Origin of the sequence: Natronomonas sp., assembly GCF_028274965.1 — an archaeon.
In the GTDB taxonomy this organism is placed as follows: domain Archaea; phylum Halobacteriota; class Halobacteria; order Halobacteriales; family Haloarculaceae; genus Natronomonas.
Genome location: NZ_JAQCNO010000056.1, coordinates 1 through 23,622, shown reverse-complemented (window position 1 = coordinate 23,622; position 23,622 = coordinate 1). Strand labels below are relative to the sequence as shown.

Here is a 23,622-nt window from a genome sequence, read left to right as displayed (position 1 = left end):
TTTATTCTCGCCGCCTTCGCGTGAGGTGCATGGTTGACACCCTTATCGAGGGCGGCGAGGTCGTCACCGCACAGGGCCGGAGTGACGCCGACGTGGCGGTCACCGACGGCGTGATCGATCGCGTCGGCTCGGAACTTGGCGATATCGCGGCCGAGGAGCGAATCGACGCGACGGGGCGGCTCGTGATGCCCGGGGCGATCGACCCGCACGTCCACGTCGAGTGGCCCGACTGGGACTACGACGTGGGGGCCCGACACGGCGGGCGGGCGGCCGTCGCCGGCGGCGTGACGAGCGTGATCAACTTCCTGATCGGTCCGCCCGGCGAACTCCGGAGCAACTACGAGGCGTTCCGCGCGGCGATGGAGGAGCACTTTCTGGGGGACTTCTCGTTTCACGCCGCGGTGTTCACGATGGAGCAGGTCCGGCAGGTCCCGGCGTTCGTCGAGGAGGAGGGCATCACGTCGTTCAAGCTCTTTTTGCCGTACCGCGGCGAGGAGGTCGTCGAACCGCTCGTCGGCATCGACGACGGGATCGTGTACGAACTGCTCGAGGAGGTCGCGGCGATCGACGACGAGTACGGCGCGAAGGCGCTGGTACACCCCGAGAACGTCGAGCCCTCCTTCGAGATCAAAGACGAGATGCGCAACGCGGGCGCCGAGGGCGACAGCGTCAACACGTGGAACGAGGTCCGCCCGGACTTCCTCGAGGCGGACGCGATCAACCGGCTGATGCTTTTCGCCGACGAGACCGGCGCGCCGGTGCACTTCGTGCACATGAGCTCCGAGAAAGGCATGCGCGCGTTCCAGCGGAACCAATCGCGGACCCGCGCGGAGGTCACGGCCGAGATCCAGGTCCAACACCTCACGGAGGACGCCCGCGAGCACGGGATGCTCGCGAAGATGAACCCGCCGTTCCGGACGAGCGCGGAACACGACGCCCTCTGGGAGGGGCTCCGGCGCGACGACCTCGCGTTCGTCAGCTCCGATCACGCCCCCTGCACGACGGAGCACAAGGACAACATCTGGGACGCGACCGTCGGCATTCCGAACCTCCAGACGTGGTTCCCGCTGTTCGTGACGACGGCGCTCGACGACGGCGCGATGTCGCTGCCGCGGGTCGTCGAGAAGACGTCGTACGCCCCGGCCGAGCACTACGGGTTGACGCCGCGGAAGGGCGGCCTGTGGCCCGGCGCCGACGCCGACGTCATCGTCGTCGACCCGGAGGAGCGGACCGAGGTCCGGGCGACCGAGACGCTCGATCAGTCGGATTTCACGCCCTTCGAGGGCCGGGAGTTCGTCTTCCCCGAGGTGACGATGTCGCGCGGCGATGTCGTGTACGCCAACGGCGAGGTCCTCGGCGAGGAGGGTCGCGCCGAGTTCCTGTCGCGGCCGAACCCCTAACGCCGGCGCGTCCGGGGACCTCGGCGCTCGTCGCGCCGAGAGCGCCCGGCCGAGCCGTCACCTCTCGCGCACCGTGCCGCCGCTGAGCCCGTCCCACTCGATCCGGTAGCCGAGCGCGGAGACGACGGCGCTCGTCTCCTCGAGGCCGTGTTCGTCGAGTACGTCCTCGAGTGCCGACAGCGACAGGCCGGGATCGACGGCGGCATCGACCGCCGAGAGCACGCCCGGGCGGACGAGGGTTCGGCCGATCCGCTCGTGCTCCGGGAACGCGACCGCCTCGAGGGCCTCCTCGGGAACGCCGTGGCGCTCGGCGAGCGCCTCAATTTTGATGACGTCCGCCGCCGGCGCGAGCCGCTCGGGGAGCGCCTCGGAACTCGCCGCGCGGAGTTCGTCCTCGTAGGGCCGGAGCGCGTTCCGGACGGCCTTCAGCCCGACCGTCCCGCTGTAGGGGATCGCCCGGTGCCCGAGGTCCTCGATCGCCTCGCCGACGCCGAGGCTCTCGTCGTAGGCGACCAACAGCGCGACGTCCTCGAGGTCCGCGAACCGCGAGAGCTTCGTCTCGACGTACTCGGGCGTCCAAAAGCCCATGATCTCGAAGAAGACCCGGAACTCGCCGTGGTCCCACTCGAGCGCGAAATCCGGGATGACGGCGTACTCGCCGGCGGCCAGCGGCTCGGGTTCCCTACGGAGCGTCCAGTCGAGATCGAGCGCCGAAAACCGGGCGTAAAAATCGGACTCGACGCCGCTGTCGAAGGACAGCTCCTCGACCGGATCCGTCCCCGGGACGGAGACGTCCCCCTTGTCGAGCGTCAGGGTGCGTTCGGTCCCGCGGTCGTCGATCGTCGCCTCCAAACGCCACTCCGCGGCGGCGGCGATCGTCCGCAGGAGCCGTCCGAACCGCGTTCCGTACCGCCGCGTCCGCCGGAACAGCGCGTCCGGCCCGGTGACGACAACCGTCCGTTCGGTCCCGTCCCGTCGGATCTCATAGAGGAGCCGGAGCCGCTTGAGCGCCGAGATCAGGGCCTTCGGGTCCGAGGACCTGATCCGGACCTCGGTCGCGTCGAACAGTGCGGTCTGTGCGAGCGAGAGGTCGTACTGCCGCCGGAGCGACTCGGGGTCGTGGGCCGTGTCGAAGGCGGCGAGGACGGCGGCTCGATCGAGGTCGGCCAGGAGCGACGACTCGACGTCCCGGACAGAGGCCTCGAGCCGTTCGGCGGCCGACTCGAGGGCGGTCTCGCGTTCGGCCGCGGTGACGACCCCGACGCGTTCGGCCGCCTCGAAGGCGGCTCGCCTGGCCCGCCGCGGGTCGAGCGGCGAGCGGGTCTCGAAGGTCGCCTCGCGTTCGAGCAGTTTCGCGAACCCACGGACGAGTTTGAAGTCGTCGGCCTCGCGTTCGATCCCGGTGAGCGCGGCGTCGAGTTCGGCACGCGACCGGCCGACGTGGCCCTGGTAGGCGCCGATAACGCGGGCGGCGACCCGCTCGTCGGCCGGGTCGCTGAACCGAGGGCGGTACCCGCCGCCGGCCCGCGAGACCCGGAGGAGGTCCTTCGTGAGCATGCGCGGTCTTGTGAGCGCACGATCAACAGTATTCCGCGTCGCCGCGGCCCTGAGGCGTCCGCGGGCGTCACCCCCCGTCGGCGGGCGCTTCGGCGGGGTCGAGGACCTCGCCCGTCTCCGGGTACACGCCGAGTTGATCGCAGACGTCGGCCATCGGGCAGGCGTCGGGGTCCTCGAGACAGGCCGGCCTGCGGGCCGAACAGTACTCGCGGCCGAACTGTATCATCGCCGTGTGCCCGAAGTTGGACTTGGGGCTTCGTACGCTATATTAATGATAGCACCGGAGTAGGTGGCCTGGGTAGCTCAATCTACAATGGGCGACATGAAGCAGGTGAACGTCAGAGTACCAAAGGAGCGCAAGGAGAGATGGGACGCCGCCGCCGAAGAACATGGCTCAATGACATGACTCATTGAGGCCGCCGTCGGGAATGAGCTATCCGATGACTCAAGTCGCACGGGTGGGGCAGAGGCAAGCGCCTCAAGCGACATGGTGGACGACGTGGCCCGCAAGAGGCATAGGTTTCGGGAGCCTGTGACGCGCCTCACGTCGCCCCTCACGCCCCGATACACTCGTTCCGCCAACCACCGTAAGGCGACGGCGACCGTTGGGTGCCTATGCCCTGAGGGAGACGCTATAGGGACGAAGGACCGCTAATCGTGTCTGCAGTATGCTGTTATACTTCGATTCCCATGATTCACTGACAGATAGATTAACCCATTTCTGGATTAAACTGGTTGTATTTTACCCGCCCATTTATATACCACGTACTCAACCATCAGGTATGAGTGAAGACTCGGACATGGTTTTCGCAGGTGATGAACGCCGGGAGTTGGCTTATTCTATGGGTGAAGGGGCTGGAAGGATACCGCTGTCTGGCTTTTTCGTTCGACCTATGGTCTGGATGTACTCAAACATCATGCTCAAGCTTGTTCCGGTCATCTTCTCATTAGTCCGAAAACGCAGTCTCGGAGAACGGATGGCGGCAGACAACCAAGAGATTCTGAAGGAATTGATGGCTGGCTTCCGTGGTGAGGAATCACCCTCGGGTATGGGCGATGCCTGAGGTGGTAGAATATGATAGACGAACGTTTCTCGCCTGTGTCTCGTCACTCGGGGTGACTGCACTGGCAGGTTGTTCGAGTGATAGCGGTAGCAGTGATGGGGGTGGCGACGGTGGTAACTCCGAAGCAGACAGTCTGACGATTACGGACAACGAGATCGGCAACAGTGGTAGCGTCACAACTTCTACCCTCACTGTCGAAAATACAGGGGAAGAAGAATCAAATCCTACTGTGTCGGTAAATGTTGGAATTGGCCCCGATGGACTGTACGGGGAATATTCTGACGAACGGAGTGTCTCAATAGCAGGCGGTGAGACTGCTGAAGTAACGTTAGACCTGTTTGACGGGAATGAATTATCGGAAGTGGCATTTGACGAAGTACAAAATGGCTTCCTTACATTAACCTATTTTATAGATGGTGTAGAGAAATCGCATCAGGAACTCGGGGAGGAATCTTCTCAATACGTAAGCTTCAATATACTCTACAGTGGAAGCTGGCAGGGTGCATTAGGTACTGAGAGCGGACAACGTAGTATCTCGGGCCAAGGTGATAGTCACCTACCAGTAGACAACGGTGCGAGTATTGTCTCAGGCAATGCCCAAAAACAAGACGATGGGTCTGGAACCCTCACAGTGCAAATTCTTGTAGACGGAGAGGTAATTAGTGAACAGTCAACCTCTGCGGAATATGGTGTAGCGCAGATTAGTGAAAGTATCTGAGCCTTCGGTCAAGCCATGGGTCAGTATCTCGTTTACCCCAAAGCCACTTGCTCATCTCCGTTTCCAGAGCTTCACCGGATAGCTCCTCAGTATTCTCAGAGTGAGGTTCAGGCCAGCGACTACGCAACCCGCCAGAGAAAGTTTGATTCGCTCGGTTAGTTAATTGGCCCAAATCCCGAGGCCTGATAAGAGGCTTGAAACGCACGATGTTAGCAGTCTCAGAGCGTCCGTGGGGAGTCTCGATAATCGAGCAAATGGCCGGTCCTCTGGGAATTAGCTGGAAGTGATACTCTGAGTACTGTGAAAGTATCAGCAATTATTGTTGATTTATCCCACCGTTTCAGCAGGGTCAACAGCTTCACCTGATTCTATATCTACCCCTACCCTGTCGCATAAATCGGATAGGGGACAGGCTTCAGGCCCGTCGAGGCAGGCGGGGTTCCGTGCCGTACAATATTCGCGCCCGAATTGAATCATAGCGGTATGGCCGAAACCACATTTCTCGGCAGGCACACCACCGTGAGTGAACCAAGTTTTCTCACCGTCAACGACGTATTCCCCACCATTATTGAAGCCGTCTTTCTCGCCCTTTGTATAGCATAATCGTAGCTTATCATTGCCGAAGCCGCATTTTTCGGCCGGGACGGCGGCTTCGAGCGCCGCGCGGACGGCCTCGTGGTCGGCATCGGCGTCGGCCAGCCCCATCCGGCGGGCGATGCGGTGGACGTGAGTGTCGACGGGGAAGACGCCGCCGCGGCCGCCCGCGAAGAGCAACACGCAGTCGGCTGTCTTCGGCCCCACGCCGTCCATCTCGAGCAGCGTGTCGCGGACGGTCTCGGGGTCGCCCTCGCGGACGAACCGGTCGAACCCCTCGGCCCCGCCGTACTCCGCGAGGACGTCCTCAGCGATGGCGATGATCCGCTCCGATTTCCGGTTGTACAGCCCTGCCGTCGAGATGGTCTCCGCGAGTTCGGGCCGTGCGGCGTCGGCGAGCGCCGCCGCGAGGTCGCCGTTGCCGTCGGCCTCGTCGGACCCGTACCGGTCGATCAACGCGTCGTGGGCCGGCTGGCTCGCCTTGTCCGAGGTGTTCTGGCTGAGGATCGTCCGAACGAGACACTCGAAGCCGTCGCGGCCGCCGTAGCGCTTTCGCCAGTAGCGTTCGCCCAGGCGGTCGACGACCGCCTCGGCGCGCGTCCCGGCGGTGGCGGGGTCGAACGCGGCGGCCGTTCCGCCGCCGGAGACGCCTCCAGAGATGTTCTCCGTCGGCTCTTCGTCCATGCCGACCCTACGGGCGATCGTGGCAAAACGCTGTCCACCGACGAACCGGACGCTCAGCGATCGACCTCGAGCACGCACTCGACGGTCGCGCCCGCGGCCAGTTCGGCGACGATCCCGCGGTCGACGTCTGCCGCAGCGGCCTCGGCGTCGATCATGACCGTCCGGTCGTCGACGTACTCGCTCGTCCGACACACCATGCTGCGGTCGCTCTCGAAGCGCAACTCCGGGTGGCCGCGCCCCCGGATCGTCTGTTCGGCGCCGCCGACGCGGACCGTCGCGGTGATCGCGGCGTCGGCGGACCGACAGGCGCTCACGAAGGCGTCGTCGAAGCCGGCCGGGACCGGCTCCGCCTCGACGCCGAGGATGCAGTCGCCGGCCGGCGTCAGCCAGTCGTCGCTCGTGAACTCGAACGTGCTCGCGTGTTCGGCGGTGACGTTCTCGTGGCCGCTCGCCCGCACGCGTTGTCGCATATACCGTGTTCACCGTCGCTCGTCGGCTTAAACAGAGCGGACTCCGAACGGGCGCTCCGGCGGGCGTATCCGGGTATGGCAGGCGTTTCCACGGGTCCCGGGCTCCAAAGGATTTAAATATGGAAACGATGTATCACCACGTACCAGAACGCGTCCGGCGTTCGGCAGCATCGTCAGCGGACCAGAATGACAGGGAACCTTGCTTATACGGCGACCGACGTTTCAGCAGCGGTTGCTGTCCGCGGCCGGAGCGGTAATGGAGTAACGTGAACAACCATGGCAGAGTCAATCGACGAATCCGACAACGTAGAACTGACAGAAGACGATCTCGAGAACAAATCGAAGGGCCAGCTCATAAAGAAGGCCGGGCAGCTCCGCGACCGGCGCAACGAGCTGAACCAGATGGCCTCCGAGCGCGCCTCCAAGCGCGATGAGTTCAACGCGAAGACGCGAGAGAAGGTCGACGAGGCCCAGGAACACCGCGAGAAGCGCGACGAGCTCAACGAGAAGGTCCAAGAGCACAAAGAGAGCCGGAACGAACTCAACGCGAAGGCCAACGAGCTCTTCGATGAGGTCGACGAACTCAAGGACGACCTCGAGCTGAACGAGGGCAAAAGCGTCGACAAACTCAAAGAGGAGATCGAGGAACTCGAGTTCAAACAGCAGACGGAGGTTCTCTCGAGCGACGACGAGCGCGAACTCATCGAGAAGATCGAGAACAAACGCGAGAAGCTCTCCGAGCGCAAGGAGAAGCTCGATCAGGGCGGCGACCTCGAGGAGATCAAAGCCGAGGCCCAGGAGGTCCGTGCGGAGGCGTCGAAACACCACCAGAAGGTGACCGAACTGGCCGATCAGGCCCAAGAGCACCACAACCAGATGATCGAGGCCTACCGGGAGGCCGACGACATCCGCGACGAGGCCGACGAGTGGCACGACAAGTTCGTCGAGGCCCAGGAGGCCGCCGACCGCCACCACGAGGACTTCGTCCGCGTCCAAAAGCGGCTCCGCGAACTCGACAAGGAGGAAGAAGAGCAGCGCGAGGAGGGCCGCGCCGAGGAGCGCGAGGCCGCAAAGGAGGAGGCCGAGGAGATCTACCAGCAGTTCAAGGACGGCGAGACCCTCGACACCGAGGACCTGATGAAGCTGCAGAAGGCCGGCAAGCTATAGCGGATCGACTCTGTTTTAGGGCGGTTCGTCCCGCGAGCACGCGATAGCCTCGAGCGGCGTCGATCGAGACCCGAGAACCGGATGCACCTGATCGCGGGAGCCGACGAGTGGCTCGACGTCGCGACGTGCGCGACCGACGGCCTCGGGTCGGAGCGGGCGCAGGGCTCCGGGCGGAAAGCGACGCTTCTTTTTATGATACGGGTTTCCCGCAAAAAACGGGCCGAGGGGGATTTGAACCCCCGACCGTCTGGTTAAGAGCCAGATGCTCTCCCTGACTGAGCTATCGGCCCACAAACAACCGTACCGTCGGTCGACTGAAATAGGTTGCGTTCCCCGCCGGGATCGGGGGACGGCGACGGCGCAGAACGGTACGGGCGTATTAAGTGTCCGCCGTCCGTCGTCGCGGACAGCATGAGCACCGCCATCTCGATGGCCTCGATGTCGACGTACGCGATCCTCGGCTGTGGGAGCGTCGGCCACGCCGTCGCGGAAGAGCTCGTCGATGAGGGACGGGACGTTCTCATCCTCGACCGCGACGAGAGCCGCGTCGAGGCGCTCAGGGACCAGGACCTCGACGCCCGAACGGCCGATATCAGAGAGCCCGCCGCGGCGGAGGCGATCGCCGACCGGGACGTCGTTCTCGTCCTCTCGTCGGACATCGACGCGAACAAAGCCGCCGTCGAGCACCTCAGGGGGCGCGAGGGAAAGCGGTTTCTCGTCGTCCGCGCCTCCGATCCCGTCACGGCGGACGAGCTCAAACAGGCCGGGGCGGACGTCGTCATAAACCCCTCGGCGGTGATCGCGGATTCGGCGCTCAGGGCCCTCGAACAGGGCGAACTCGAGTACAAGACCACGCAATTGGCCGAGATCATCGACCGCGGCGAGTCGCTTGCGGTCCTCGCACACCGCTCGCCGGGGCCGGACTCCATCGCGTCGGCGGTCGCGCTGCAGGCGATCGCCGAGTCCAGAGACGTCGAGGCGGACATCCTTTATGAGGGCGAGATCGGCCACCAGGAGGACCGCGCGTTCGTGAACCTCCTCGGCATCGATCTGGTCCCCTTCGGCGATGTCGACATCGACGGGTACGACACGCTCGCGCTCGTCGACTGCGCGAAGGCGACCGATCCGGTGACCGACGCCACCGTCGACATCCTCATCGACCACTTCGAGCCCGAGGTCGAGTACGGGGCCGAGTTCAGCGACGTCCGGTCGAACGTCTCCTCGACGTCGACGATACTCACGAAGTACATCCAGGAGCTCGATCTCAGCCTCACCGAGGAGGTTGCGACGGCGCTTCTGTACGGCATCCGCGTGGAGACGCTCGATTTCAAGCGGGACACGACGCCGGCGGACCTGACGGCGGCGGCGTATCTGTACCCCTTTGCGAACCACGACACGCTCGAGCAGGTCGAGTCGCCCTCGATGAGCCCCGAGACGCTCGACGTGCTCGCCGAGGCGATCCGGAACCGCGAGGTGAAGGGGTCGCATCTGGTGTCGAACGCGGGGTTCATCCGCGATCGGGACGCCCTCTCGCAGGCCGCCCAACACCTCCTGAACCTCGAGGGCATCACGACGTCGGCGGTGTTCGCCATCGCCGACAACACGATCTATCTCGCCGCGCGCTCGAAGGACATCCGGATCGACATCGGCAACGTGCTTCAGGACGCCTTCGAGGAGATCGGCGAGGTCCTGGGGCACTCGACGGACGCCTCGGCGGAGATCCCGCTGGGGATATTCACCGGGCTCGAAACGACCGGCGACAACAGAGAGACGCTGCTGGAGTTGACCGAGCAGGCGGTCCGATCGAAGCTCTTCGAGGCGCTGGGCGTCGAGGGCGGGAGCGGGGACGGATCCAACGGGAGCTAGTCCTCGTCGCCCTCGGCGTCGCGGAGCCGTTCGACGATGTCGTTGATGAGGACGACGTCCCCGACCGCTCTGACCCAGCGGTACGGGACGATGACGCCCTCGGATGCCGGGACGCGGGCGCCGAAGAGTTCGCGGTTTATTTTTCCGAGCGCGAGGCCGGTGACCGCCTCCTCCTGTAGGTCGAGGCGGATGTCCTCGATCTCGCCGACGAAGACGCCGCTGTTCGAGTACACTTCGCGGCCGACGAGGGAGGTGATCTCCTGGGGTGTGGGCTCCGTCTCCATGGCGGGCGGTCGTATCGGCTCCCCTTAACTGTTGTCGGTGGCTCTCTGCGGGGTTCGGAGCGCGGGTGACGCAGGGATCGCACAGCCCCGAAGGAGTTAATCCGACATCCGACCTACACGTGCGTATGAGCGACTCTGAGGACATCGAGCGCATCCGCGAGCGAAAACGGGAGAAACTGGCCGAACGGACGGGCGCCCCGGACGAGCCGATCCACGTCGAGGGGGCCGATCACCTGGCGGAGCTCCTCGGGAAACACGGCGTCGCGCTCGTCGATTTCTACGCCGACTGGTGCGGTCCCTGTAAGATGCTCGCTCCGACCGTCGCGGAGATCGCGGCCGAGACCGACGCGGCCGTGCTGAAAGTCGACATCGACGCCCACCAGGACCTCGCCGCCGAGTACCAGGTGCAGGGCGTGCCGACGGTGTACCTCTTCGACGACGGGGAAATCAGCGATCGGATGGTCGGCGTACAGGACAAGCCGACGCTGTTGGAGAAGGTCCAAGCCGTCCGGTGATCGGCCCGGGACGATCCGCGACCCGCGACACATCCGCCCCGGCTCAGCGGTCGGTTACGGTTCGGCGACGTCACTCCGGGTCCGCCTCGTCGCCGCCGTCAGCCGAAACGGCCGTTCGAGGCGTCGGACTGTCGTCCGTTTTTCTCCCCGATCCGCTCGACCGAGACCGGAGTCGGTCCCGCGTTTCGGCGGCGAGGTACACCCCGATCGCGACGAGGACAATCGTCCCGCCCGCGGCGACGTCGTACCAGTACGACGCCGTTACGCCGGCGATGGTGGCGAACTGGCCGGCGGCGATTGCAGCCGCGACCGACCGCTTGAATCCGGTCACCGACGTTGATGCGGCGACCGGGACGACGAGCATGGCGGCGACGAGGATCACGCCCATGATCTGCATCGCGCCGACGACCACGACCGCGGTCAACACCGCGAGCAGCCGGTTGTAGCGGGCGACGTCAAGCCCCGCGGCGCGGGCGCCGACCTCGTCGAAGGTCACGTACAAAAGCGGCCGGTAGGCCGCCGCGACGACGGCGGCGACGACGGCGGTCATCGCAACGAGAAGCGCGGCGTTCGTCTCCGAGACCGTCGCGAGCGAGCCGAAGAGGTAGGCGTTGATCCCGACGGCGATCCCGCCGTCCGTCGCCGTGATCAGGACGCTTCCGACGGCGAAGGAGCCGGTCAGCACGATCGCGAGCGACGTGTCGCGGTACGCGCCGGCGTAATCGACGAGCGTCTGGACGAGCAGCGCGGCGACGGCCGCGACGACAAGCGCCGCCAGCAGCGGCGGGACCGTCACCGCGAAAAGCGAGTTCACGAACAGCCCCGCCGCGACGCCGGCGAACGCCGAGTGCGCGAGCGTGTCGCCGATCATCGACATCTCGCGGTGGACGAGAAACACCCCGACGAGCGGGCCGATGAGCGCGACGCAGACGGCCGCGAGGTAGGCCCGCTGCATGAACGGGAACCCGAGCATCTCGACGCCGCTCGCCCGGGCGAGGGCGTCCATCGCGGTCCCCCAGAGCCCCTCGAGGACCGCCTCGGAGAGCCGACTCGGGACGCCGGCGAGCGCGTGCGGTGGAGCCGCCGCGTGTGTGGGTGAGTGCATCCGTGTTCCCTGTGTCAGTGGTCGTGGTGGACGACGCGCTGGCCGCCCCCGTAGGCGTTTGCGAGCGCGTCCGTCTCGACGAAGGCGTCCGGGTCGCCGTGGAAAAACAGCGTCCGGTTGAGACAGGCGATCTCGGAGGCATGGGTCGTTACGACGCCGATGTCGTGTTCGATGAGGACGATCGTGAGCCCCTCGTCGTTCAGTTCGTGCAACAGCCGGTAGAACGCCTCCCGCGACTCGGCGTCGACGCCGACGGTCGGTTCGTCGAGCGCGAGCAGGTCCGCCTCGCCGGCGAGCGCGCGCGCGATGAACACGCGCTGTCGCTGTCCGCCAGAGAGGCGGCCGACGCGTCTGTCCGCGAGATCGCCGATCCCGACGCGTTCGATCGCCGCCCGGACCGAGCGGCGGTCCTCGTCGCTGAACCCGCCGATCCATCGGTGGGGGTAGCGGCCCATCCGGACGACCTCCTCGACGGTGACGGGCATCTGGTTTTTCGCGCTCGTCACGTCCTGTGGGACGTATCCGATCCGCTCGCCGTCCGCGAACTCGTGGGCCGGATCGCCGAACAGCCGAACCGCCCCGCTGTCGGGCGTTTCGAGGCCGATTACCAGCCGCAGAAGCGTCGTCTTCCCCGACCCGTTCGGGCCGACGAGGCCGAGGAACTCCCCCGCGGCGACGTCGAGCGAGACCGACTCGACGACGGGCTGTTCGCCGTACCCGAACGTGACGTCCTCGAGTTCGATCGCGGCCATTATGCGTTCAGTGTGCGTTCTACCGAGGGGAGATTGACGGTTTCCATGATCGAGACGTAGCCCCACCCGTCGTCGCTCCAGGCCTCCGTCAGGCCGGGCATCGCCGTGAGCGGCAACACCCCCTCGACGCCGGTCTCGCTTGCCAACTGCTCGGCCGCCTCCTGGGGTTCGAGCGGATCGGCGCAGATGTACCGGAGGTCGTGGGTGTCGATGAGCTGTTGTGCGCGCTCGATGTCGCGCGTCGTCGGGCGGTCGTCGGGGGAGACGTCGGTGAGCGACTCGACGGTGACGCCGTAGCGGTCGGCGAAGTACCCGAAGGAGTCGTGTCCGGCGACCAGGATGACGTCGTTCGACGCGGCCGCCACGACGGACTCGATCCGCTCGTGGAGCGCCTCGAGGTCGGCGCCGAAGGCCGCGGCGTTCTCGGCGTAGGCCTCGGCGTTGTCCGGGTCGACATCGGCGAGCGCGGCGCGAACGGTTTCGGCCGCGTCCCGCGTCCGGAGTGGGTCCATCCAGAAGTGCGGGTCGGGCGTCCCGCCGTCGCTGTCGCCGCCCTCGCCGTCGTGGCTATGCTCGTGGTCGTGATCGTGGCCGTCGCTCGCGTGCTCGCCGGTCCCGATCAGCGAGACGTCGGCGCTGATGTCGACGGTGGTCACGTCCGTCCCGTCGGCCCGGAGGTCCCGGCGGATGGCGTCCGTCCACGGCTGGAACCCCTCCATCCCGTGGACGAACAGCTCCGAGCGGCGGACGTCCTCGCGGACCCGCGGCCCCGGTTCCCACCCGTGGCCGTGCTGTCCGATCGGCACGAGGAGGTCGCTCGTCGCGGCGTCGCCGGCGACGCGGTCCGTGACGTCGCCGAAGACGAAAAACGAGGAGCGGGCGGTCGTATCGCCCGGGGCGGGGTCGGCTTCGCTGGCCGATCCGCCGAGACAGCCGGCCGTCGCTCCGGCAGCGCCTGCCGCCGCGGCCGCCGAAAGCGCCTGACGTCTGGTGAGTCCCATCTGTTTCACAATATGTGCCTACGATATAATAACTTTCCCATCGAACGCGGGAGAAGATAATAACGCGTCGCGGGTGCGACGCCCCGGGGCGTCTGGCCCGTTCCGATCGCCGGACTACTGGCGGACGTCCGCGACGATCGCGTCGGCGAGGGCCGCGAGGGTGTCCGGATCGATCGGGAAGACGGCCTCGGGCGTTCCGGCGGCGGCCCACACCTCCTCGAAGTCGGTGAGCGTCTCGTCGAGAAACACCGGCACCGGCGCGTCGTAGCAGAACGGCGGCACACCGCCGATCGACCACCCGAGCGTTCGCTTGATCTCGTCGGCGCCGGCCATCGACACCGCCGCCGGATCGACGCCGACCAACTCGGCGATCTTCGCCTCGTCGGCCCGGTTCGCGCCGCTCGTCACCGAGACGACGAGGTCGCCGTCGGCCGAGAGGACGATCCCGCTCGCGATCTGTGCGACCGAGCACCCGACCGCCTCGGCCGCGTCGGCCGCGGTTTTGGTCCCCTCGGGGAACTCGTGGACGTCGATCTCGGTCCCGTGCTCCTCGCTGACGCGCCGTGCGAACTCCGCTGCCCGCGGGTGCATAAACGCCGTGAGGTCGGTCGAACGCTTGAACCCCACGGTCACGGCCGGGGGCCGTCCCCGGGGACGGCGGCAAACTCCGCGAGCGCCGCCGCTGCCCCGCCCGCGAGCGGCGGACCGTGCCCCGGGCAGGCGATCTCGAAGGACTCGCCCGCGATCCGGGCGATGCTGCGGGTGATCCGGGCGGTGTCGTAGGAGTCGAACCACGGCGGCGCGAGGAGCCCCTCGTCGGTGCTCCAGACGAGGTCACCGAGCAGCGCGGTCCCGGAGGCCGGGTGCAAAAAGACGGTGTGGCCGGGGTTGTGCCCGGGGGTGTGAAACGCCTCGAACCCGCCGATCCGGTCGCCGTCGTCGACGCCCCGGAGGTCCGTATCCGAAAGGGAGTACACCCGGCGGACGATCCGGTGGAACGCGCCCTTGTGATGCCGCCACGGCGGCGACCACGACCGCCTGACGAGACGGAGATCGGCCCGGCCGAGGTGCGTCGGAACGTCCGCGTCGATCCGCGCCAACCCCCCGACGTGATCGATGTCGTAGTGCGTCAACAGCACGCGATCGAGCGCCGACACCGAGTGGCCCGTCGCGCGGATCTCCCCGGCCAACGGCCGGCGGGGAACCGGGACGCCCGCGTCGACGAGTGTCACCTCGCCGTCGTCGACGAGGTACGCGTTCGCGCCGATCGGCTCCGGCCACGCGACGTCGAGAAGCCAGACGCCGTCGGCGATCTCGCGCGCCATACGCCCGTTTTCGCCGCGACCCTCTTGACCGTACCGCGTCGGGTCGGCGGGGCCGCGGTCGGGTCAGACCAGCCGTTTCGAGACGTACGGGCCGTCCTGGTGGTACCCGAGCTTCTCGCGGTAGTACTGGCGGACGCCGATCCCGGAGATAACGGAGAGCTTCCGGTAGCCGGCCTCGCGGGCCAGCCGCTCCGCCTCCGCGAGGAGCCGCCGGCCGTACCCGCGGTGCTGGTGGTCGCCGTCCCCCGATCCGTCCTCGCCGACGCCGACCTCGCTTCCGTACACGTGCAGTTCCCGGACCAGCGCCGCGTCCTCAAGTTCGGCCCGGACCGGGTCGTCTGGAAACCGGAGCCGACAGAACCCGACGAGCAGGTCCTTCTCGAAGTCCTCGAAGGAGATGAAGTGCTCCGTGCCGTTGGCCGCCTCGTAGCGCATCGTATCCAACTCGACGGTCCCGGGCTCGGCGTCGTTCATGCCGACCTCCCGACAGCGGATGCACTCGCACGACCAGCCGTGTTCGTCCATGCGCTTGCGGGCGAGCTGCCTGAGGTTCGACTTCCAGACGCCGGCGTCGATGAAGTCGGCGGGGATGTCGCGTTGGACCCGCTGAAGCCGCGTGTAGCGGGGGATCATCGATTTGATCTCGGCGACGAGTTCGGCCGCCTCCTCGTTTGTCAGCGGCTCGTACTCGCCGCGGCGCCACATGTCGTAGGTGATCGTGTCGCGGACGACGAGCGTCGGGTAGATCTTGAGGTAGTCCGGCCGCCACGTCGGGGACTCGAAGAGCTCCCGGAAGTCCTGAAGACACATCTCCTCGGACATCCCCGGCTGACCGGGCATCATGTGGAACCCGACTTTGAACGCCGCATCACGGAGCCGCCGGTTCGCGTCGATCGACGCCTCGACGCCGTGACCCCGGTGCATCTCGCGGTTGATCCGCTCGTAGGTCGTCTGGACGCCGACCTCGACTTTCGTCCCGCCGAGGGCCAACATCCGGTCGATCTGCTCGGGGTCACACCAGTCGGGTTTCGTCTCGAAGGTCGTCCCGATGTTGCGGATCGCCGCGGTCTCGTGTTCGGCGATGACGTCCTCGAGGTACCGAAACTCCGTCTCCTCGGGGGCCGGTTTGAACGACTCCGATTCGCTCGGTGCCGGCGGCGCCTCAAGATCGTAGTCGTTCAGCGCCTGCAAGGCGCGCTTGACGAACCACTCCTGGTAGTCGTGGCTCCGGGCGGTCATCGTCCCGCCCATGACGATGAGTTCGACCTTGTCGACCGGGTGGCCGATCTCCCGCAGTTGGTGCAACCGCAGCGTCACCTGCCCGTAGGGGTCGTACTCGTTTTGGACGCCCCGGGCGGCCGCCGGTTCGTGGCCGGTGTAGCTCTGCGAGGAGGAGAACTCGGAGGCGGGGCCGCCGGGACAGTACAGGCACTTGCCGTGCGGGCACATGTGCGGCGACGTCATGATCGCAACGGGCGAGACGCCAGACGCCGTCCGGACCGGCTTCCGTCGGAGCACCGACTCCAGTTCCTCGCGTCGATCGGCCGGAGCGTAATCGAGCAACTCGGTGTTCTTCGGGACCTTCGGCGCCGAGTGCTCCCGGCAGGCGTCCATCTTGGCGCGTTCGAGGTCGTCGCGGTCGACGTCGCCGGCGAGGATCGCAGACACGAGCGACTCACAGACGCGTTCGAACGCTTCTGACTCGGTCGGATCGGCGTCGGTGCTCATTCGCTACCGGTGTAACGTGACGCGGCGGGAAATGGATAGCGGTCGGGGGCGAAGGTAATCGAGGACGGGGCCTCACGCCGAGGGCGCGGCGACCACTTCGGCGACCGCCTCGACGACCGCGTCGGTGACCGCCTCGCGCTCGCCGGCGAGGAACTCCAGTTTCGGTTCCCGACTCCCGGGGTTCGAGACGCTCGCGGCCGGCACCGCCGCCGAGACGGACGCGCCGACGGCGTCGAGATCGAAGGCGACGTCCGAGCGGATGTGCACCTCGTCCGTCCCGAGGCCGACGACCGCCGCCGAGTCGAGCCGCCGGGACAGCTCGTCGAGCAGCAGTCGGGTCGGCGGGAAGTCGTACGTGTGGGTGTACGCCTCGGTGTCCAGGACGGTGACCGTCGTGCCGTCGATCGTCCGCTCCTCCGCGTTCGGCTCGGCGGTGTCGAGTTCGGCCTCGAGTTTCGTGACGAACTGCTCGGAGACCTGCTCGGCGAGCCCGGTCCGCTTTTCGAACAGCAGGTCGATGACGAGCTGTCGTTTGTCCTCGTAGGACTGGTAGAACGCCTCGAGGGCGATCGCCTCGCGGAGTCGCTTCGCCGCGGCGGCGTCGACGCCGGCCTCCGAGGCGAGCGCCGCGTAGGCGTCCGGAACGTCCGCCCAGTAGCTGATCGCCGGGAGGTGAGCCAGATCGCCGCGGACGTCGTCGTTGACCGCGGCCGCGACCGTCGCCGCGACCGTCGCCGCCGTCCGGTCGGCCACGGCAAGGAGGGAGTCGATCTCCGCGACGACCGCGTCGTCGGCGGGCCGTCCGTCGAGGACCACCCGCGGCGCGTCGTAGATCTCGAGCAACTCGAGGCCGTCCATCGACGCCGCGGTCGATCCGGCGGCGGCGAAGACGAAAAGCGGGAGCTTCTCGTCGTGGCGCTCGCGGTCGCCGAGCATCCGCGTGACGTCTTTCGTCGCGTCGTTCATGTCGTAGACACCCTCCTCGAGCGGCCGGCGATCGAAGTAGTGGTACACCGCGTCGGCCGAGTTGTGCTCGGCCTCCACGAGCGGGAGGACGGCCCGTTCGATCGCCGCGCCGGCGACGTACCCGTCGGCGGTCGCGTCGTGCCGAACGACGATCGGGCGGGACTCGATGACCGCACGCCTGATCCGGGTCGCGACGGCGCCGATCCCCTCGAGGGCGTCCTCGATGGCCGGGTCGTCGGCGAGGGCCTCGACGCGCTCGGGGCCGGCCCGGTCGTCGAGGGCGGCGTCCATGCGGGACTCGACGGCCGCGAGCGCCTCGCCCTCGAGCGTCACGAGCGATCCGGTCTCGATCTGTATCTCTTCGCGCCGGACGCGGACCTCGCCGTCCAGTCGGACGACGTCGTCGGCCTCGACCTCCGGGTACGCCCGGACGCCGGCCTCGACGAACGCCGCACAGTCGACGATCCCGGTCTCATCTCTGAGTTCGAAGACAGTCGGCCCGGACGTCTGTCGGGCGGAGGCGACCCGGCCCTCGAGTCGGACCGTCTCGCCGACGCGGTCGCTCAGGCTCTCGACCGTGACGCGACCGATGTCGGCGTCGGTCTCAGCCTCGGCGGCAGTAGCGGTGTCCGCGTCAGCGTCGGTGTCGCTGTGAGTGTCAGTGCCGGTGTCGGCGCTCCCGGCGGGGTCGGTCTCGTCCGCCGCCGGGTCGGAGCCGGCGTCTTCTGACGGTCCTGACTCCGGGGCGGGGTTCGGATCCGGTTCCGGTTCGGGGTCGGGATCGGGATCGGAATCATGGACCGGGCCGGTGTCGGCGTCCGTTCGGGCCGCGCTTGAGGCCGTTCCGGAGTCGGCCTCACCGCTCCCGTTTCCCGTACCACCGCCCTCGGTGGCTTCGTTCGCGGCGTCCGGGAGCCGATCGCCGTCGGGCGTCTGGACGAGCCTCCCACGGAAGTCCTCGGCGGACTGTCGGATCGAGGAGTCGAGGTCGATGTCGCCGTTGTCGCGGACGTTGTTCACCTGGACGCAGATGTCGTCGCCGACCTCCCACTCGAGGCTCTCGAGGCGTCGGTCCAGTTTGCTCCGGTGGAGGAGCCCGGTCACGTTCCCGATGTTGATGAACACGCCGAAGTCGGCGTAGCCGTCGACGGTGCCGCGGTAGAAGCGTCCGGACGTCAGTTGTGAGGGGTCGTTACCTTCGAACTCGAAGACGACATCTTCCTGATGGACGTCGCAGATCGGTCCATCGGTCGACGTGCCGCAAATGATACAGCTTCCCATTACCGGAACTCAACAGTCGGGGCTTAAAACGGTTGTCGGAATCTATCAGTCCTCGGCGCCGACGTTCTGCGTCGACTCGATGGTCTCGGGGTCCGGTTCGATCGCCGCGTACTCGACGGCCCGCCGTCCGAGGGTATCGACGCGGTTTGCGACCTCCTCGTCGGTGATCTCGCCGTCCTCGAAGCTGGTTCGCGCCCGCGGGATGGCGACCTGATGCGGGAGCACCCACGCGTCGAGGGCCCGACCGACCGACCGGAGGTGATCGAGCGTCGTCGTCGGAAAGGAACCGCCGGCGACACACAGGAGACCGACGGTCGTCTTTTCGAACTCGTCGAAGCCGCAGTAGTCGAGGGCGTTTTTCAACGGCGCGGCGTACGACCCGTGGTACACCGGGGAGCCGAGGACGACCGAGTCGGCGCTTCGCACGCGGGATTTCAGCACCGACGCGTCGCCGGCGTCGGCGGCGTCGGCGTCGTAGACGGGAAGCGACAGCTCCCGCAGGTCCACGAGGTCCGTCTCGACGCCGTCGAAGGCGGCGGCCGCGTCGAGCGCGCGGCGGCAGGCGGGTCGCGTGTAGCTCCCGTCGCGGAGGCTGCCGACGACGGCCGTCACGCGGGTTCGGTCCATGCGGGGTACTACGCGAACGGACGGAAAACAGTACCGCATACCGACCCGAACGCCGGGTTACTCCTGAAGCCGCACGACCGTTTCGCCGTCGCGTTCGGACATCTCAAGCAGCCCGTCCGCGGAGAGATCGCCCGCCAGTTCCCGGAGCCACGTTCGGCCGTACTCGCCGTCGGGCGCGTAATCGACCCGGACGCGGGGGCCGAGTTCGTCGAGGGTGAGTTCGCCGTACTCGGTCAGCGCCGAGACGACCCGGCCGCGCATCTGGCGGCGGGAGCCCTCGAAGCTCGGCTGTGTCGGGACATCGGGCGCGGTGAAATCGCCGGTCGCGTAGGCGTGACACCACCCGCGCCACGGACACCCCTCCTCGTCGCACCGGGGCGTCTTCCCGCAGGCGACGCCGCCGAGTTCCATGATCGCGTTGTTCCAAATTCGGGACTCTCCGGCCGGCATGAGTTCGGCGGCGACGTCCTCGAAGTCGTCGGCGTCGTCCTCGGTGTCGAAGGCGCGGTACAGCACGCGTTCGACGTTCGTGTCGACGACAGCGCCGCCCTCGTTGAACGCGAAGGAGGCGACGGCGTCGGCGGTGTAGGGGCCGACGCCCATCAGCTCCTCGAGTCCCTCCGGCGACCGGGGGAACGCACCGTCGTGGTCCTCGAGGACCTGGGTGGCGGCCTCGTGGAGGTACCTCGCCCGGTTGTTGTACCCGAGGGAGTGCTCCGTCCAGAACCCGACCACGTCGGCCCGGTCGGCGGCCGCGAGCGCCTCGACTGTCGGCCACTCCTCGAGGAACTCCCGCCACGCCGTCTCGACCCGACCGAGTTGGGTCTGTTGGCTCATCACCTCCGAGACGAGTATCCGGTAGGGGTCCTCCGTCTCGCGCCACGGGAACTCCCGGTGGCCGGCCTCGTACCACTCGACGAGCGCCTCCCGGACCGCGGGGAGGTCCTCGGGGAGCGCCCCGGCCGCGTCGGTCATGTCTCACCGTACCGCCGACGCTCGTTTGTGTGTGACGGTCGGCGAACGAAACCGATTTCCGCCGACGAACCGCACGGGTCGTATGGGACTCGAGGACCTCTCGGACGACATCGAGGGCACCTACGCCGACCTCGGCGGGGAGATGACCGTCGCGCTCGACGGCGAGACGCGGAACGAACTCGCGATGCTCGAAAGCGCGTACGACCCCGACGGGACCGACGAACTGGTCCGGCGGGCGATCCACATGCTGTTTCAGACCGCCGTCGACACCGGCAACCTCGATTTTCACCTCCGAAGCGGGTACGACGTGACCTACGAGGAGTACCTTTCGGGCGTGACCTTCGACGAGATGACGGGCGGGACCGATCTCGTCGGCGGAAACGACGACAACGCGCGCCGCTATCAGTTCTGACCGGCCTCCCTCGTCGGTCGGTTCCGGCCTGAATCACGCCGAAAACAACGCCGCGATCGCCTCGGCGGCGGCGCGGGTCTGACCGACGAAGTGGTGATCCGCACTCAGCACGGACACGTCCCCGCCGCGCTCGCGGACCCGATCGGCCACCGCCTCGGCATCGACGGTCGTGTCGCGCTCGCCGTAGACGACCGCGATCGGACAGTCGATGTCGTCGATCGCCGAAACGGCGTCGAGGTCGGGTGCGAGGCGGGCCGCCGGCGACAGAGCGGCGACGGACCCCGGCGGCGTCCCGGCGACCGACTCGCGGGCCGCCGCGAGCAAGGCGAGACAGCCGCCGAAGCTGTATCCGAACAGCCCGACGCGCTCGTAGCGCTCGCCGGCCCACGCGAAGGCGTCGCGCGCGTCGGCGAGTTCGCCGTAGCCGTCGTCCCAGGGGCCGTAGTCGAAGCGGAGACACGCACAGCCGACGGCGTCGCTGACGGCGCGGAGCCGCTTGTCCGATCGGCTGCCGCCCATCTGGGGGTGGGGCGGGCAGGCGACGATACAGCGCTCGCTGTCGGGCCGATCGAGTGTCCCGCGGACGTCCCGGTCCGACGGGACGACGACCGCCTCGCTCATCGGAGTAGCCTCTCGCCGGTCATCGCCGCCGGGATGTCGACGCCGATGAGAGACAGAAGCGTCGGCGCGACGTCGGCGAGCGCCCCGCCGGAGCGGACCGACAGGCCGCCGTCGGTGCCCTCCGGCGTCGCGTACACGAACGGGACCGGGTTCGTCGTGTGGGCGGTGTGGGGGGCCTCCGGCGTTCCCATGTCGTCGGCGTTGCCGTGGTCGGCGGTAACGAGGAGATCGCCCCCGGCGTTTGTGACGGCCTCTCGGAGCCGGCCGAGTTGGCAGTCGACGGCCTCGACCGCCGCGACGGCGGCGTCGAACTCGCCCGTGTGGCCCACCATATCCGGGTTGGCGTAGTTGCAGACGAGGACATCGACGGCGCCGGCGTCGATCGCCTCGAGGACGGCGTCGGTCAGTTCCGGGGCCGACATCTCCGGTCGTTCATCGTAGGTCGCCACGTCCGGGCTCGGAACGATCTCGCGGCGCTCGCCGTCGAAGGCGACCTCCCGGCCGCCGTTCAGGAAGTACGTGACGTGGGCGTACTTCTCCGATTCGGCCGCCCGGAGCTGGGTGAGTCCGGCGGCCGAGAGCGCCTCGCCGAGCGTCCGCTCGGGCTCGATCGGCGGGTAGGCGACCGGCAACCCGAAGCGCTCGTCGTACTCGGTCATCGTGACCACCTCGACGTCAGGGGGATCGGTGTCGAAGGGCCACTCCGGGTCGATGTCGGCGAGCATGCGGACGAGTTGCCGGACCCGATCGGCGCGGAAGTTGAAACAGACGACGGCGTCGCCCTCCGAGAGGGCCGGCTCCTCGGCGTCGCCGGGGCCGCGGACGAGCGTCGGTTCGACGTACTCGTCGGTCTCGCCGCGGTCGTAGGCGGCTTCGATGGCCGCCCGCGCCGAGTCGGCCTCGTGGGGCGCCGCCCGGTCGACGACGGCGTCGTAGGCCCGCTTTGTCCGGTCCCAGTTCCGGTCGCGGTCCATCGCGTAGTAGCGGCCGACGACCGTCGCGACGCGGCCGGTTCCGTGGCGTTCGACGACGGATCGCAGTTCGGCAGCGTAGCCGGTCCCGCCGTCCGGCGGGGTGTCTCTGCCGTCTGTGAACGCGTGGGTCACGGCGTCGACGCCGCGATCCGCGGCCGTTTCGATGAGCGCGTGGAGGTGCGACTGGTAGGAGTGGACGCCGCCGTCGCTGAGAAGGCCCGCGAAGTGGACCGTCCCGCCGTTGCGGTCGGCCGCCGCCATCGTCTCCGCGATGGCCGGATTGTCGGCGAAGGTGCCCGCGTCGATGTCGTCGGTGATCCGGGTCGAGTCCTGCTTGAGGACCCGTCCGGCCCCGATGTTGAGGTGGCCGACCTCGCTGTTTCCCATCTGTCCGTCGGGGAGGCCGACCGCCCGGCCGTGCGTTCGCAACGTCCCGGACGCCGCCGCCGCGCGGAGACCGTCGAAGACCGGCGTGTCGGCGGCCGATACCGCGTCCCCGGGGCCCCCGTCGCCGAGCCCCCAGCCGTCGAGGATCACTAGCGCTGCTTCCATCGGCTACCCGAAGCGGCCGCCCGCCTAAGGCGGTATCGCTTCCGGTCTCGGAAGGGTTTTCCCGCATCCACCGGTACTCGCGGGTATGCAACTGCGGGCAATCGGCGTTCTGCTGCTCGTCCCCCTCGTCGACGTGCTGTTGCTCGTCGTCTTGGCGACCGGGCTCGGGCCGGTGTCGATCGGCCCCGCCGCGACCGTCGCCGTTGTCGTGGTGACCGCGCTCTTGGGGCTGCTTTTGGTCCGCGCGGAGGGCAGACACACCGTCCGGAAGATACAGCACAAACTCGCGCAGGGCTCGGCGCCGACGGACGAACTCCTCGACGGCGCACTGCTCCTCGTCGCCGGCGCGTTGATGCTCACGCCGGGGCTCATCACGGACCTGCTCGGCCTGGTGTTGGTCGTCCCGCCGACGCGGTACCCGATCCGGATCGCCGTCAAGCGGTACGTCGTGACGCCGTTTCTCGACGGGCAGACCGGCGGGTTCGCGACCGGAAACGTGTACGTCGGGGGGTTCCCGGGCGGCGACGACGACGGGTTCGACGGTGGCTTTCCCGGCGGCCCGGGTTCCGACGGGGCGACCCCGGGCGGGTCGAGCGGGACCGACACGGTCGAGATGGACGAACGGCAGTACGAGTTCGAGGACGTCAGCGACGACTCCGGCGGTCGGCGGGGAGAACCCGACGAGGGCGAGGAGTTCGACCGCCGGTAGTCCGCCGGCGTCGACGGTCGAAAAGAAACGTTTAAACGACGCACGGCGCAACGCTGAAACGCGCCAACACAGGGCCAATAGCTCAGCTAGGTATGAGCGCTCGGCTGATAACCGGGAGGTCCTCGGTTCAAATCCGAGTTGGCCCACTCGGTTCCCGAACGGTCTTCGGCCGTCCGGGATCGGTGGGCACACTCCCGTTGGCGTTTCATTTCGGACGGCACGACGCTTCCGAGAGCCGTCCGTGCCGTCCGTCGGGGCCGGAGATCCGAAACGGC

The 23,622-nt window shown here is 67.5% G+C and carries 23 protein-coding genes, 2 tRNA genes and 1 pseudogene; 9 read left to right on the top strand and 17 right to left on the bottom strand.

All coding sequences use genetic code 11. The features are described 5' to 3' along the window. Positions 1 to 29 precede the first annotated feature (29 nt). Positions 30 to 1,400: a dihydroorotase gene (locus Q0916_RS08805; RefSeq protein ID WP_299236686.1), complete on the top strand. Its 1,371-nt coding sequence runs from the start codon at positions 30 to 32 to the stop codon at positions 1,398 to 1,400. Between the two features lie 57 nt (positions 1,401 to 1,457). Here Q0916_RS08805 and Q0916_RS08800 read toward each other — a convergent pair whose 3' ends face one another. Both Q0916_RS08800 and Q0916_RS08795 read right to left on the bottom strand, forming a co-directional pair. Further along, positions 1,458 to 2,957: a DUF790 family protein gene (locus Q0916_RS08800; RefSeq protein WP_299236685.1), complete on the bottom strand. Its 1,500-nt coding sequence runs from the start codon at positions 2,955 to 2,957 to the stop codon at positions 1,458 to 1,460. A gap of 67 nt (positions 2,958 to 3,024) precedes the next feature. Then, positions 3,025 to 3,207, bottom strand: a pseudogene (locus Q0916_RS08795) (endonuclease III); the annotation flags it as partial. A 532-nt stretch (positions 3,208 to 3,739) separates the two neighbouring features. On the opposite strand from Q0916_RS08795, the gene Q0916_RS08790 reads away from it, so the two are divergent. Both Q0916_RS08790 and Q0916_RS08785 read left to right on the top strand, forming a co-directional pair. Then, positions 3,740 to 4,021 (top strand): hypothetical protein, encoded by a 282-nt coding sequence (locus tag Q0916_RS08790; protein WP_299236684.1) that lies wholly within the window; start codon positions 3,740 to 3,742, stop codon positions 4,019 to 4,021. Further along, positions 4,014 to 4,739, top strand: coding sequence for a hypothetical protein (locus Q0916_RS08785; protein WP_299236682.1), 726 nt, complete (start codon positions 4,014 to 4,016; stop codon positions 4,737 to 4,739). The genes Q0916_RS08790 and Q0916_RS08785 overlap by 8 nt, the downstream gene beginning before the upstream one ends. A 327-nt stretch (positions 4,740 to 5,066) precedes the next feature. Here the strand turns inward: Q0916_RS08785 and Q0916_RS08780 are convergent, their stop codons facing one another. After that, positions 5,067 to 6,017, bottom strand: coding sequence for an endonuclease III domain-containing protein (locus tag Q0916_RS08780; protein WP_299236680.1), 951 nt, complete (start codon positions 6,015 to 6,017; stop codon positions 5,067 to 5,069). 53 nt (positions 6,018 to 6,070) lie between these two features. Next, on the bottom strand, positions 6,071 to 6,487 hold the full coding sequence (locus tag Q0916_RS08775; RefSeq protein ID WP_299236679.1) for a DUF371 domain-containing protein: 417 nt from the start codon (positions 6,485 to 6,487) through the stop codon (positions 6,071 to 6,073). Between the two features lie 276 nt (positions 6,488 to 6,763). Between Q0916_RS08775 and Q0916_RS08770 the strand changes: the two genes are divergently transcribed. Continuing rightward, positions 6,764 to 7,654, top strand: a complete 891-nt coding sequence (locus Q0916_RS08770; RefSeq protein WP_299236677.1) for a coiled-coil protein — start codon at positions 6,764 to 6,766, stop codon at positions 7,652 to 7,654. A 216-nt stretch (positions 7,655 to 7,870) separates the two neighbouring features. Here the strand turns inward: Q0916_RS08770 and Q0916_RS08765 are convergent. Continuing rightward, positions 7,871 to 7,944: transfer RNA gene (locus tag Q0916_RS08765), tRNA-Lys, on the bottom strand. Between the two features lie 121 nt (positions 7,945 to 8,065). Here Q0916_RS08765 and Q0916_RS08760 point away from each other — a divergent pair. Further along, on the top strand, positions 8,066 to 9,520 hold the full coding sequence (locus tag Q0916_RS08760) for a DHH family phosphoesterase (RefSeq protein ID WP_299236675.1): 1,455 nt from the start codon (positions 8,066 to 8,068) through the stop codon (positions 9,518 to 9,520). On the opposite strand, the gene Q0916_RS08755 is transcribed toward Q0916_RS08760, so the two are convergent. After that, a complete protein-coding gene (locus tag Q0916_RS08755; RefSeq protein ID WP_299236673.1) occupies positions 9,517 to 9,804 on the bottom strand; it encodes a PRC-barrel domain-containing protein in 288 nt (95 codons plus the stop codon). The two genes, Q0916_RS08760 and Q0916_RS08755, sit on opposite strands and share 4 nt — an antisense overlap. A 125-nt stretch (positions 9,805 to 9,929) precedes the next feature. Here Q0916_RS08755 and trxA point away from each other — a divergent pair, with 125 nt between their 5' ends. Next, positions 9,930 to 10,319, top strand: a complete 390-nt coding sequence (trxA, locus tag Q0916_RS08750; RefSeq protein WP_299236671.1) for a thioredoxin — start codon at positions 9,930 to 9,932, stop codon at positions 10,317 to 10,319. 70 nt (positions 10,320 to 10,389) lie between these two features. On the opposite strand, the gene Q0916_RS08745 is transcribed toward trxA, so the two are convergent. From Q0916_RS08745 to Q0916_RS08705, 9 genes are all read right to left on the bottom strand, one after another. After that, positions 10,390 to 11,424 carry a metal ABC transporter permease gene (locus Q0916_RS08745; protein ID WP_299236669.1) on the bottom strand — a complete coding sequence of 345 codons (1,035 nt, stop codon included), beginning with the start codon at positions 11,422 to 11,424 and terminating at the stop codon, positions 10,390 to 10,392. Between the two features lie 14 nt (positions 11,425 to 11,438). Further along, on the bottom strand, positions 11,439 to 12,176 hold the full coding sequence (locus tag Q0916_RS08740; RefSeq protein ID WP_299236666.1) for a metal ABC transporter ATP-binding protein: 738 nt from the start codon (positions 12,174 to 12,176) through the stop codon (positions 11,439 to 11,441). Next, entirely contained in the window at positions 12,176 to 13,177 is a 1,002-nt protein-coding gene (locus Q0916_RS08735; protein ID WP_299236664.1) for a metal ABC transporter substrate-binding protein, read from the bottom strand. The genes Q0916_RS08740 and Q0916_RS08735 overlap by 1 nt, the downstream gene beginning before the upstream one ends. A gap of 114 nt (positions 13,178 to 13,291) precedes the next feature. Next, positions 13,292 to 13,768, bottom strand: coding sequence for a YbaK/EbsC family protein (locus Q0916_RS08730; protein ID WP_299236662.1), 477 nt, complete (start codon positions 13,766 to 13,768; stop codon positions 13,292 to 13,294). Positions 13,769 to 13,806: 38 nt separating this feature from the next. Then, a complete protein-coding gene (locus tag Q0916_RS08725; protein WP_299236660.1) occupies positions 13,807 to 14,502 on the bottom strand; it encodes an MBL fold metallo-hydrolase in 696 nt (231 codons plus the stop codon). Positions 14,503 to 14,565: 63 nt separating this feature from the next. Further along, positions 14,566 to 16,230 (bottom strand): tRNA uridine(34) 5-carboxymethylaminomethyl modification radical SAM/GNAT enzyme Elp3, encoded by a 1,665-nt coding sequence (locus Q0916_RS08720; protein ID WP_299236658.1) that lies wholly within the window; start codon positions 16,228 to 16,230, stop codon positions 14,566 to 14,568. A 72-nt stretch (positions 16,231 to 16,302) separates the two neighbouring features. Further along, positions 16,303 to 18,477, bottom strand: coding sequence for an OB-fold nucleic acid binding domain-containing protein (locus Q0916_RS08715; RefSeq protein ID WP_299236656.1), 2,175 nt, complete (start codon positions 18,475 to 18,477; stop codon positions 16,303 to 16,305). Positions 18,478 to 18,522: 45 nt separating this feature from the next. Next, positions 18,523 to 19,104, bottom strand: coding sequence for an NADPH-dependent FMN reductase (locus Q0916_RS08710; protein ID WP_299236654.1), 582 nt, complete (start codon positions 19,102 to 19,104; stop codon positions 18,523 to 18,525). Between the two features lie 57 nt (positions 19,105 to 19,161). Then, positions 19,162 to 20,079, bottom strand: coding sequence for an A/G-specific adenine glycosylase (locus Q0916_RS08705; RefSeq protein WP_299236652.1), 918 nt, complete (start codon positions 20,077 to 20,079; stop codon positions 19,162 to 19,164). Between the two features lie 82 nt (positions 20,080 to 20,161). On the opposite strand from Q0916_RS08705, the gene Q0916_RS08700 reads away from it, so the two are divergent. After that, on the top strand, positions 20,162 to 20,491 hold the full coding sequence (locus Q0916_RS08700) for a hypothetical protein (protein WP_299236650.1): 330 nt from the start codon (positions 20,162 to 20,164) through the stop codon (positions 20,489 to 20,491). 33 nt (positions 20,492 to 20,524) lie between these two features. Here Q0916_RS08700 and Q0916_RS08695 read toward each other — a convergent pair whose 3' ends face one another. Together Q0916_RS08695 and gpmI are read right to left on the bottom strand one after the other, a co-directional pair. Further along, positions 20,525 to 21,112 carry an alpha/beta hydrolase gene (locus tag Q0916_RS08695; protein WP_299236648.1) on the bottom strand — a complete coding sequence of 196 codons (588 nt, stop codon included), beginning with the start codon at positions 21,110 to 21,112 and terminating at the stop codon, positions 20,525 to 20,527. Beyond that, positions 21,109 to 22,638, bottom strand: coding sequence for a 2,3-bisphosphoglycerate-independent phosphoglycerate mutase (gene gpmI, locus Q0916_RS08690; RefSeq protein WP_299236646.1), 1,530 nt, complete (start codon positions 22,636 to 22,638; stop codon positions 21,109 to 21,111). Before gpmI ends, Q0916_RS08695 begins: the two co-directional genes overlap by 4 nt. Before the next feature lie 85 nt (positions 22,639 to 22,723). Here gpmI and Q0916_RS08685 point away from each other — a divergent pair, with 85 nt between their 5' ends. After that, a complete protein-coding gene (locus Q0916_RS08685; protein WP_299236644.1) occupies positions 22,724 to 23,347 on the top strand; it encodes an FxsA family protein in 624 nt (207 codons plus the stop codon). 71 nt (positions 23,348 to 23,418) lie between these two features. After that, a tRNA-Ile gene (locus Q0916_RS08680) sits at positions 23,419 to 23,493 on the top strand. Positions 23,494 to 23,622: the final 129 nt, after the last annotated feature.

Coding starts and splice junctions, on each gene's coding strand:
- Q0916_RS08805 (WP_299236686.1), top strand. CDS start 30: ATGGTTGACACCCTTATCGAGGGCGGCGAGGTCGTCACCGCACAGGGC.
- Q0916_RS08800 (WP_299236685.1), bottom strand. CDS start 2,957: ATGCTCACGAAGGACCTCCTCCGGGTCTCGCGGGCCGGCGGCGGGTAC.
- Q0916_RS08790 (WP_299236684.1), top strand. CDS start 3,740: ATGAGTGAAGACTCGGACATGGTTTTCGCAGGTGATGAACGCCGGGAG.
- Q0916_RS08785 (WP_299236682.1), top strand. CDS start 4,014: ATGCCTGAGGTGGTAGAATATGATAGACGAACGTTTCTCGCCTGTGTC.
- Q0916_RS08780 (WP_299236680.1), bottom strand. CDS start 6,017: ATGGACGAAGAGCCGACGGAGAACATCTCTGGAGGCGTCTCCGGCGGC.
- Q0916_RS08775 (WP_299236679.1), bottom strand. CDS start 6,487: ATGCGACAACGCGTGCGGGCGAGCGGCCACGAGAACGTCACCGCCGAA.
- Q0916_RS08770 (WP_299236677.1), top strand. CDS start 6,764: ATGGCAGAGTCAATCGACGAATCCGACAACGTAGAACTGACAGAAGAC.
- Q0916_RS08760 (WP_299236675.1), top strand. CDS start 8,066: ATGAGCACCGCCATCTCGATGGCCTCGATGTCGACGTACGCGATCCTC.
- Q0916_RS08755 (WP_299236673.1), bottom strand. CDS start 9,804: ATGGAGACGGAGCCCACACCCCAGGAGATCACCTCCCTCGTCGGCCGC.
- trxA (WP_299236671.1), top strand. CDS start 9,930: ATGAGCGACTCTGAGGACATCGAGCGCATCCGCGAGCGAAAACGGGAG.
- Q0916_RS08745 (WP_299236669.1), bottom strand. CDS start 11,424: ATGCACTCACCCACACACGCGGCGGCTCCACCGCACGCGCTCGCCGGC.
- Q0916_RS08740 (WP_299236666.1), bottom strand. CDS start 12,176: ATGGCCGCGATCGAACTCGAGGACGTCACGTTCGGGTACGGCGAACAG.
- Q0916_RS08735 (WP_299236664.1), bottom strand. CDS start 13,177: ATGGGACTCACCAGACGTCAGGCGCTTTCGGCGGCCGCGGCGGCAGGC.
- Q0916_RS08730 (WP_299236662.1), bottom strand. CDS start 13,768: ATGCACCCGCGGGCAGCGGAGTTCGCACGGCGCGTCAGCGAGGAGCAC.
- Q0916_RS08725 (WP_299236660.1), bottom strand. CDS start 14,502: ATGGCGCGCGAGATCGCCGACGGCGTCTGGCTTCTCGACGTCGCGTGG.
- Q0916_RS08720 (WP_299236658.1), bottom strand. CDS start 16,230: ATGAGCACCGACGCCGATCCGACCGAGTCAGAAGCGTTCGAACGCGTC.
- Q0916_RS08715 (WP_299236656.1), bottom strand. CDS start 18,477: ATGGGAAGCTGTATCATTTGCGGCACGTCGACCGATGGACCGATCTGC.
- Q0916_RS08710 (WP_299236654.1), bottom strand. CDS start 19,104: ATGGACCGAACCCGCGTGACGGCCGTCGTCGGCAGCCTCCGCGACGGG.
- Q0916_RS08705 (WP_299236652.1), bottom strand. CDS start 20,079: ATGACCGACGCGGCCGGGGCGCTCCCCGAGGACCTCCCCGCGGTCCGG.
- Q0916_RS08700 (WP_299236650.1), top strand. CDS start 20,162: ATGGGACTCGAGGACCTCTCGGACGACATCGAGGGCACCTACGCCGAC.
- Q0916_RS08695 (WP_299236648.1), bottom strand. CDS start 21,112: ATGAGCGAGGCGGTCGTCGTCCCGTCGGACCGGGACGTCCGCGGGACA.
- gpmI (WP_299236646.1), bottom strand. CDS start 22,638: ATGGAAGCAGCGCTAGTGATCCTCGACGGCTGGGGGCTCGGCGACGGG.
- Q0916_RS08685 (WP_299236644.1), top strand. CDS start 22,724: ATGCAACTGCGGGCAATCGGCGTTCTGCTGCTCGTCCCCCTCGTCGAC.